Genomic DNA, 8,882 nt, shown 5'->3' with positions numbered 1-8,882 from the left:
ACCGCCACGATGTCACCCAGCTGCTGCCGCTGGTCGACAGCCTTGGGCCGGTGCGGGACAAGCGGGGCCGGCCCAGGCGTAAACCCCGCACGTTAGAGCTCCCGCAGATAGGCGGGCGCTCATGGGCGTCGCTTGGGGCGGTCGTCCCAGCGGTGGGTGGTCCAGGCTCGGCGGATCAGGCTACGGATGGTGATGATCGTGTCCGCGAGGTCGAAGAAGGCGTTGACGACGGTCGCACGGCGCTCGTAGCAGCGGGCAAGGCGATGGAAGGCATTCTGCCAGGCGTGCGTGCGCTCGACATGCCACCGCTGGCTCGCCTGGTTCGGCGCCTTCTCACCCTTGTGCGCGATGCGGCCGTGCAGGTTGCGGGCGGCGAGTTCGGTGCGGCTAATGTCCGAGTCGTAGCCGGCGTCCAGATGGACTGTGATGTCGTCGGGCAGCGGCCCGAGGTCGTCCAGTAGGTCCAGGGTCGGCGCGAGAAGCGGTGAGTCGTGGCGGTTCGCCCGGGCCAGGACCCGGCAGAGCGGGATCCCGTAACCATCTGTCATGCCTGAGCGTTTCAAGCCCTGCTTGCCGCGATCGACCGGTGAGGGCCCGGCGACCTCGCCGCCGCCGGGGGCCTTGGTGATGGAGCCGTCGATGGCGATCTGGTCGAGCACGAGCCCGACGATCCGGTCGTAGGACTCCAGCATGATCTGTTTGAGCCGGGCGAAGATGCCGAGCCGGATCCACTCGTCGCGGCGGTTGCGGATGGTGGTCGCCGAGCAGGTCGTGTCGGAGATCGCCTGGTAGGAGCAGCCGAATCGCAGAAGCTGCAACAGCTTGTCGAACACGATCCGGTCGCTGATGCGGCGGCGGTGGCACCCCAGCGGGTGGGACGGATCGACCGTAGGGCGCTCAGGCAAGAACGCCGCGAATTGGTCCCAGAGCGGGTCAGTCAGCCATGATGGAAGCACGGGCACAGGTCCCCCAGTGATCACAGAGCGTCGCAACTCCATGATCACCGGGTCCTGGGCCCGCCTTGTCGCCGGGGACTTCCCACGCCGCCTGTCTGCGTGAGTGCGGCGGATTATTGATGGGCCGCCAGGTGATGGAAGTCCCCATAGGCAGACTACGAAGCGGAATGTGCTACCGCCGTCTACTGCTGCAGCTTCGTGATGTCGCGCCAGAGGATGGAGGCTGTCGCTGGGACGATCAGCGTCGCCGCAGGGACGGGTCGAGCAGCGCGGGCGGGGTGTCGTTCTTCTCGTGTGCGGCGAGGTCGGCGCCGGGGGCGACGATGGCGTCGATCGCGTCGAGTACGTCGGTGGGGAGCTTGGTATCTGCGGCGGCGAGCTGCGAGTGCAGGTGGTCCGGCGTCCGGGGGCCGATGAGCGCGCTGGTCACGCCGGGGTGCGCGGTCACGAAGCCGAGTGCGAGCTGGATCATCGTCAGGCCGGCGTCGTCGGCGACTCCGGCCAGTTGCTCGACGGCGTCGAGCCTGGCCCGGTTGGAGGGAGTGGTGGTGTCGAAGCGTTGCGGCATGAACGTTGAGCGGCTGGTGGTGATGTCCCTGCCCTCGCGGATCGCGCCCGACAGCCAGCCCGAGGCCAGTGGGCTCCATACCAGGACGCCGAGCCCGTACTGCTCTGTCACGGGCAGCACATGGGTCTCGACGCCGCGTTGCAGGATCGAGTAGCTGGGCTGTTCGGTGACGTAACGGCTCAAGTGGTGCTCGTGGGCGGCCCACTGGGCTTGCACGATGCGGTAGGCGGGAAAGGTCGAGGAGCCGAAGTAGCGGATCTTTCCCTCGCGCTGCAGGTCGGTCAACGTTGACAGGGTCTCCTCGTCGCTGGTGTTCGGATCCCACCGGTGGATCTGGTAGAGGTCGACGTGGTCGACGCCGAGCCGACGCAGGCTGTCCTCCAGCGCGGTGACCAGCCAGCGGCGCGAACTGCCCTGGCGGTTGCGCTCGTCGCCCATCGGCATGGTCGCTTTCGTGGCCAGCACAATGTCGTCGCGGCGCCCGGCGATGGCCTTGCCGACCATCTCCTCCGACTCGCCGCCGCTGTACACGTCGGCAGTGTCGATCAGGTTGATCCCCGCCTCCAGCGCGGCGTCGACGATGGCGGTGACCTCGTTCTGGGTGGTGCGCCCGATCTTTCCGAAGTTCATCGCGCCGAGCGCGAGGGTGCTGACCTGCACACCGGTGCGGCCCAAGGTGCGGTACTGCATGACCGTGTCTCCTCATGGGGGAAGCGTGGTGCATTACATGGCTTGGTTACCGGGTTCCTGCTCTGGCATTATGAGCAAAACGGAACATCGTTCCGAAACAATACGGAACATGGTTCCGTTTTTGCAAGCGGTGAGTGGAAGGAACGCGTGGTGAGCGACAGCGGCGAGGGCGCAGGACAGGCGGCCCCGTCTGGGCGGAAGGACGCCCGACGTAACAAGGAAACCCTGCTCGATGCGGCCGCCGCGGTCTTCGTCACGTCAGGCGTGGACGCGCCGGTACGCGACATCGCGGCCAAGGCGGGCGTCGGGCTGGGGACGATCTACCGCCACTTCCCGACGCGAGCGGACCTCATCATCGGCGTCTACCGGCATCAAGTCGACGCCTGCGCCGATGCCGGTCCGGCCCTCTTGGCGACTAGTTCTCCACACACAGCCCTAGGGAAGTGGATCAACCTCTTCGTCGATTTCCTGGTGGCCAAACACGGACTCGCCTCTGTGCTGCAGGCCGACAACGCCGGCTTCGAGGCGCTGCATGCCTACTTCCTCGACCGTCTCCTACCCGTCTGCACCGAACTGCTCGAAGCCGCAGCCGTCGCCGGCGAGATCCGCCCCGACATCGACGCGTATCAGCTCATGCGTGGCGTCGGTAACCTCTGCATCGGCGCGGACAGCGATCCCCGCTACGACGCACGCCGCATGACCGAACTGCTCATCGCAGGGCTACGCCGACCACACCACTGACCTCGGCGACCTCGCGCGTGCGGCTCTGCTAGGAGGTCGCGCGATCGCCGCCACCCCGGATCGACCGCTCCCCTCGGTCACCTTCGGCACCACCGAGGAAGCCGCCGCCGCGGCCCTCTTCCCCATGGTCAACAACTACGTCACCGGCCAGATACATCACCATCGACGACGGCGAAACCCTCAGCTGAAACCGGCCACCACCTGGGCTCAGACTCGAGCATGACGGCAGCACGTGCGCAGGTCTGCCCAGTGATCACAGAGCGTCGCAACTTCGTGATCACCAGGACCGGTGTCCGCCTTGTCGCCAGGGACTCCCCAACCTGCCTATCTGTGCGACCTCTTAGTTGAGGGCTTGTGATCACCTGGTCGTCGTGCTGCCGGGACTCGGGGGAACAGTGCTCGCGGTGGCTGGCCGCCGAGGGCGCCCGACGGGTGAGCCGGTGTGGGGTGCGCGGGCGGCAGACGTGGATCTTCTGCGGGACCCGCAGCAACTGAGCGTCGCGCAGTTCCCTCGGCTCGCCCCTGCCGGACTCGTCAAGACCAGAAAGGCCTTCGGGCTGTGGACGGTGGTTCAGGGATACGACCGTCTCCTGGCAAGGCTGGGCAAGCGACCGGGAGCACTGGTCGACGACGGAACGGCGCCCGAACCGGACCTCGACGCCAACGTGGTCGCCGTGGGCTACGACTTCCGCGTGGGAGTCGTTGAGGCCGCGGAGACGCTGGATCGCGAGCTGCAACCACGCCTGGCGCACCTCTGGCCCGACGAGGACCGCAGGCGCCGAGTCGTCATCATCGCGCACTCGATGGGCGGCCTGGTGGCACGCTATTGGGTCGGCGTACTCGGCGGCGCCCCTTGGTGCCGCGGCATCATCACCTTGGGCACACCACATCGGGGCGCACCGAAGGCACTGGAGGTGATGGCCAACGGTGTGCCGGTCGGCCCCTTCCACATCACCCGGCCGGTCGAGGTCGTCCGGCAGTGGCAGGGACTGGCGGACCTCCTGCCCCGCTATCTGTGAGCGACCATGGCAAGGACATCGAGATCCTCGCCCTGCGCCATCAGCTCATGGTGCTGGAACCGCAACTCGGCAAGGAGAGAGCACGGTTCGCCCCGGGCGACCGGGCGTTCCTGGCCGCGCTGCTGCACCGTCTCCCGCGCGGTGTGCTGCGTCAGGTGCGGCTGCTGGTGCGCCCGGACACGGTGCTGCGCTGGCACCGCGACCTGCTCGCGCGCCGGCACGCGGCCCGTTCCCGGCCGGGCCGCCCGGGCCGGCCCCGCACCGTGCGCTCCATCCGCGTCCTGGTGCTGCGCCTGGCCCGGGAGAATCCCGATTGGGGCTACCGCAGAGTGCACGGCGAACTGCTCGTGCTGGGGATCGAGGTGGCCGCTTCCACGGTATGGCAGATCCTGAAGGAGGCCGGAATCGATCCTGCGCCCGAACGGAGTTCCAGCACATGGGCCGGCTTCCTGCGCTCCCAGGCCGACACCCTTGTGGCCTGCGACTTCTTCGAGACGGTCACCCTGACCGGGGCGCGACTGTACGTGTTCGCGGTGATCGAACACGCCAACCGCCGGGTCCGGGTCCTGCGCGCTACCGCGCAGCCGGATGCGGCCTGGGTGGTCCAGGCCGCGAGGAATCTCGTCATGGACCTGTAGGACGCCGGCTGCCGGGCTCGCTTCCTGATCCGGGACCGGGACGGCAAGTTCCCCGAGTTGTTCGACGGTGTCTTGAAGGACGCGGGCCTCAAGGTCGTGCTCAGCGGGATCCGCATGCCGCGCATGAACTCGATCATGGAACGGTGGGTGCAGACCTGCCGGCGCGAGCTCCTGGACCGCACGCTGATCTGGAACCAGCGCCACCTCCTCCACGCCCTGCGAGAGTTCGAGGACTTCTACAACTCCCACAGGCCGCATCAGGGCATCGCGAACACCCGGCCACTGCACCCCTTGCCCGGACCGATCACGGACCCAGAGCAGATAACCCGCCTCGACATACGACGACGCGACCGCCTCGGCGAAATCCTCCACGAGTACGAACATGCCGCGTGACCTGGGCGGACGAGCTTTCCGGCAAGGACAGCTTTGCTGGATGCGCCGCCCGTGTGAGTGCAAAGGTCATAGCGGCAGCCCTCATCTCGCCCCAGGCCATCCCCGCATCGGCCTCTCCCCCATGCACCGACGTCCCCCTGACCTCGCCGCCGTGGCAGGTCGTCGCAGGTCATTGCCCCGGGTGCTGACGGCGCGAGACGCCGTCAGCACCCGGGGCTCCCTTCGGGAGTGGGCTCCACTACAAAGGGCGGTGGACTTGTGCGCGTGAAGGGAGATCACTCATCCCCATACATCGCTCTCCGTACCGCTCGGTTGAGCGGCGGCTGCACCACTCCGACAACGGCGCCGATGCCACCTAGTACCAGCGCTCCTTGCCATGGGCTTCCGATGTAGCCGAAGAGCAGGCTCAGTACCGTGCCGAGGCCTGCGCCGACCATTGCGAAGAGCAGGCCGCGTTTCCAGGCAAACGGCGGCTTGTCGTTGGCCTGTGCGGGTCTCCTTTTGTTGGCCTCGGGCACAAGGATCTCCTTTTCCTCGCTGTCACACCTTCGCTCCGCCGATGAGGCCGCCGACCACGGCACCGAGGACTGCGTTCTCGGAATCCTCGGCGTTCCCTCCAGCAACTACTGCCCCTAGTCCTGCACCAGCACCGCCCCAGAGCGCCCCCGTTATTGCCCCTGCGGCGACACAGCCGACTCCTGCCGTTCCTGCACAGGCGGCTGCTACGACGGTCGCGGCAGCAAGGCCTGCCACGGCACCACCTATGGCGCTTCCGAGGTCGGGAAGGCCAAACAGACCGGTAGGGTCACTGTTATTGATGGGGTCCCCGCCGGCGTAGAGGTACGGGTTGGTCTCCTGCCCCGACGGGTCCGGCTGGGTGAAGCGGCCGAGGGTGGGGTCGTAGTAGCGGTGGCCCATCTTGTACAGGCCCGTGGGGTCCAGATACGTGCCCGCGTAGCGATGGGGCTGGGGGGCTGCCTCGGTGGTGGTGCCGCGGGGCAGGCCCGTGGGGCCGTAGGCGTAGGTGTGGGTGCGCTTGCCCGTGTCGTCGACGAGGCCGAGGACGTTGCCGGTGGCGTCGGTGAGGTAGTAGTAGGACTTGCCCCCAGTCGTCATGGAGTTCAACGTGCCCGCCGGTTCGCGGATGAATCCGGTGTCCACGCCGTTCGTCGTCGTGGACGCCAGACCAAGCGTGGTGTGGTGGAACCACGTCGAACCCAACTTCGTGCGCTCGGAGTTGTCCGTGCCCGCGTGGACCAGGTCGTAGCTCTTGGCGCCCGCGGTGATGCCGGAGAGCTGGCTGTAGTCCGTCCACGTCTCGCTCGTACGGGCCGTGGTGCTCGCACCTGCCGTCTCGTTGCCGAGCTTGTCGTAGGACCAGCCCGTGGTGGAACCGTTCTTGCCGGTCAGTTCGGAGGCGTCGTCGTAGGTGTAGGTGGTGCCGCCCGGGCAGGCGTTCTTGCTGCCGTCCTGGCTGGTGAGGTTGCCGGCCTTGTCCCAGCAGTACAGCCACGACGCCTTCCGCGCGCCCGCGGAGTCGGCTTCCAGGGCGTAGCGCAGGCGGTCCTGGGAGTCGTAGTCGTAGGTGGTCTTGTACTTGGTGAGGCTGTCGGTGCGGGTGCGAATCTTGGTGGTGTCCTTGCCCGCGGTGCTCTTGTAGCTGTAGGTCAGGTCGATCAGTGTGGTCGAACCGGAGGTGGTCTTGATGGCCTCGGGGCGGCCGTTCTTGTCGATCGTCACCGACTGCGTCGTGCCGCCGGGGTAGACGGTCTTGGTGCGCTTGTCGTTGTTGTTGTAGTCGAAGTCGGTCTTCTTGCCGTCCGGGGCGATCAGGTAGTCCAAGCGGCCGGCCTTGTCCCAGGTGTAGTCGGTCTTTCCGGTCGGGTCGGTGTAGTGGTCGACCTCACCGCCCGGGGTGTATGCCAGCGCGGTCTGGGCGCCGTTTTGCAGGGTGCGGACGCTTTCGCGGTTGAGCTTGTCGTAGGTCCAGCCTGCGGTGCCGGAGGCGTCGGTGCGGGATCTGACGTTGCCGTCGCCGTCGTAGGAGTAGGTGACCGTGGCGTTGGTGGAGGACACCTTCGTCACGCGGTCGCGGTTGTCGTAGCCGTAGACCGTCTTGATGCCGCGTTCGTCGGTGACGGTCTCCACCCGGCCGAGCGCGTCGTAGGTGTAGGTCGTCGTGCCCAGCGGGGCGGGTGGGGTGACCTTCTTGAGGTTGCCCTTGGCGTCGTAGGCGAAGGAGGTGACCTTGCCGTTTGCGTCCTTGGCGGTGCAGCGCTGGCCCTCGAAGCCGCCGCAGGTCGGGGTGTCCTTGTTGTAGGTGTACTCGCGGGTGCCGCCTGCGGTGCCGGAGGTGGTCACCGACATGGTGTTGCCGTTGGTGTCGTACTTGAAGGTGTCCTTGCGGCCGTCCGCGGAGGTGAAATCGTTCGGCAGGTCGGTGCCGGCGACGGTCTGGTAGGCCGTCACGGAGGCCGTCGCACCGAGCGGGAGCTTCTGAGAGAGGGCGTTGTTGCGGCCGTCCCAGCCGTAGGTGGTGGTGTTGCCGCCGGTGCCGTCCGCGCCCGTCCCCATCGCGTCGATCGCGCTCTGCACCAGGTGGCCCGTGTACTTGGCGTGGCGGGAGTGGCCCAGGGCATCGGTGACCTTGGTGACCTCGCCGTCCGCGTTGTGCAGGTACTTCGTGGCGTCGCCGTCGGGGTCGGTGACCGTCGTGGTGCCCGCGTCGGAGGGGGTCGCGGCCGTGTAGTCGTAGCGCCAGGTCGGACCCGTGTGACCGCCGCCGGAGGACTCCGTGGCGCGCTGCAGGGACCTGATGCGGTTGTGGGCGTCGTAGGTGAACAGCGTGACGGTGCCTTCGGGGGTGGTCACCTTGGTCAGGCGGCGTGAGGAGTCGTACGCGTAGGCGGTGGCCTCGCCGTCGGTGTCGGCGACCTTCGCCAGGTTGCCCGCCGGATCCAGGTCGAACACGGCCGTGCGGCCCGTGTGGTCCTTGGCCTGCCACTGGCCGGGGTTCGTCTTCACCAGGTCGACCCAGCGGCCCGAGCGGGTCTCGGTCAGCTTGAAGCCCTTGTGCTCACTGCCCTCGTCGTGCTGGTCGACAGTGACCGTGCCGTCGTTCTTGTCCGTGACCTTTGTCAGCGTGCCGTGCTCGTCGTAGGTGTCCTTCGTGCCCGACTTGCGGTCGGTGAGGGTGTAGGTGCCGTCCGCGTTCTTCTTCAGGTCCTTGGAGTAGCCCGTCGGCGTGGTGTAGCCGCCGGTGGACGTCTCCTTGAACCGCAGGGCATCGCCCGTGGCGTCGTAGAAGACCACCTCACCGTCACCGAACTGGAGGTAGCGCTCGTACGCCTGCCACCAGCGCTGCGAGACCTTTCCCCAGGGCGCTTCAAGGGAGTTATACGTCCGGGTCAATTGCAGCTTCTGTCCCACGCCGGCGATGTCGAAGTCCGTCGCGGCGAGCATCAGGTTGCCGTTGGAGACGTTCACCCGCGCCACCAGCGCATCGTTCAGGCGCGTGTCGACAATCCGGTGCCAGGGAACCCCGCCCTGACCCTCGGGAACAAACGGTGTGGCCTCGGCTGCGGTCGCCGGGCGGGATGCGGAATTCTTGGCGTTCCCGCTGGCCGCGCGGGTCTTCTGCGCTGCCCGCCAGGCTGCGACTTCGGCGGACGGCTTGGCCTCGGCCTCCGAGTCCGGTGCCTTGACCGACCCGGCCGGCGTGGCGGGAGCTTCCACCTTGGTCGGCTTCGTCCACGGACTCTCCGGCTCCGGCAGCTCCGGCTTCGGAGCAGCCGCCAGACCCGGTGCCGGGGGGGGGGGGGCGGGGCGGGGGGGGGGGGGCCGGCGGGGTGGGGGGGGGGGTGAGGTGTCGGCGGTG

General features: G+C 67.7%; 6 protein-coding genes and 2 pseudogenes. 4 read left to right on the top strand and 4 right to left on the bottom strand.

Going from position 1 to position 8,882, the window contains the following annotated elements:
• Nucleotides 1–95: pseudogene (locus ABTX62_RS33350) on the top strand (IS5/IS1182 family transposase); the annotation flags it as partial.
• Between the two features lie 24 nt (nucleotides 96–119).
• Here ABTX62_RS33350 and ABTX62_RS33345 read toward each other — a convergent pair.
• Complete coding sequence (locus tag ABTX62_RS33345; protein WP_352119673.1) at nucleotides 120–962, bottom strand: IS5 family transposase; 843 nt, start codon at nucleotides 960–962, stop codon at nucleotides 120–122.
• 232 nt (nucleotides 963–1,194) lie between these two features.
• Entirely contained in the window at nucleotides 1,195–2,214 is a 1,020-nt protein-coding gene (locus ABTX62_RS33340; protein ID WP_352119670.1) for an aldo/keto reductase, read from the bottom strand.
• 150 nt (nucleotides 2,215–2,364) lie between these two features.
• Here ABTX62_RS33340 and ABTX62_RS33335 point away from each other — a divergent pair, with 150 nt between their 5' ends.
• The 3 genes and pseudogenes from ABTX62_RS33335 to ABTX62_RS33325 all read left to right on the top strand — a co-directional run bounded on the left by ABTX62_RS33335 (nucleotide 2,365) and on the right by ABTX62_RS33325 (nucleotide 5,005).
• Complete coding sequence (locus ABTX62_RS33335) at nucleotides 2,365–2,955, top strand: TetR/AcrR family transcriptional regulator (RefSeq protein ID WP_352119669.1); 591 nt, start codon at nucleotides 2,365–2,367, stop codon at nucleotides 2,953–2,955.
• Nucleotides 2,956–3,419: 464 nt separating this feature from the next.
• Nucleotides 3,420–3,974, top strand: coding sequence for an esterase/lipase family protein (locus ABTX62_RS33330; RefSeq protein ID WP_352119668.1), 555 nt, complete (start codon nucleotides 3,420–3,422; stop codon nucleotides 3,972–3,974).
• 47 nt (nucleotides 3,975–4,021) lie between these two features.
• Nucleotides 4,022–5,005 (top strand): annotated as a pseudogene (locus ABTX62_RS33325) (integrase core domain-containing protein).
• A gap of 275 nt (nucleotides 5,006–5,280) precedes the next feature.
• Here the strand turns inward: ABTX62_RS33325 and ABTX62_RS33320 are convergent.
• Together ABTX62_RS33320 and ABTX62_RS33315 are read right to left on the bottom strand one after the other, a co-directional pair.
• On the bottom strand, nucleotides 5,281–5,523 hold the full coding sequence (locus tag ABTX62_RS33320) for a hypothetical protein (protein ID WP_352119667.1): 243 nt from the start codon (nucleotides 5,521–5,523) through the stop codon (nucleotides 5,281–5,283).
• Nucleotides 5,524–5,545: 22 nt separating this feature from the next.
• Nucleotides 5,546–8,779 (bottom strand): RHS repeat-associated core domain-containing protein, encoded by a 3,234-nt coding sequence (locus ABTX62_RS33315; RefSeq protein WP_502998060.1) that lies wholly within the window; start codon nucleotides 8,777–8,779, stop codon nucleotides 5,546–5,548.
• Nucleotides 8,780–8,882: the final 103 nt, after the last annotated feature.

The sequence above is a fragment of the Streptomyces sp. NPDC096046 genome (assembly GCF_040303285.1).
In the GTDB taxonomy this organism is placed as follows: Bacteria; Actinomycetota; Actinomycetes; order Streptomycetales; family Streptomycetaceae; genus Streptomyces.
This window is presented reverse-complemented; position numbering and strand designations above follow the sequence as displayed.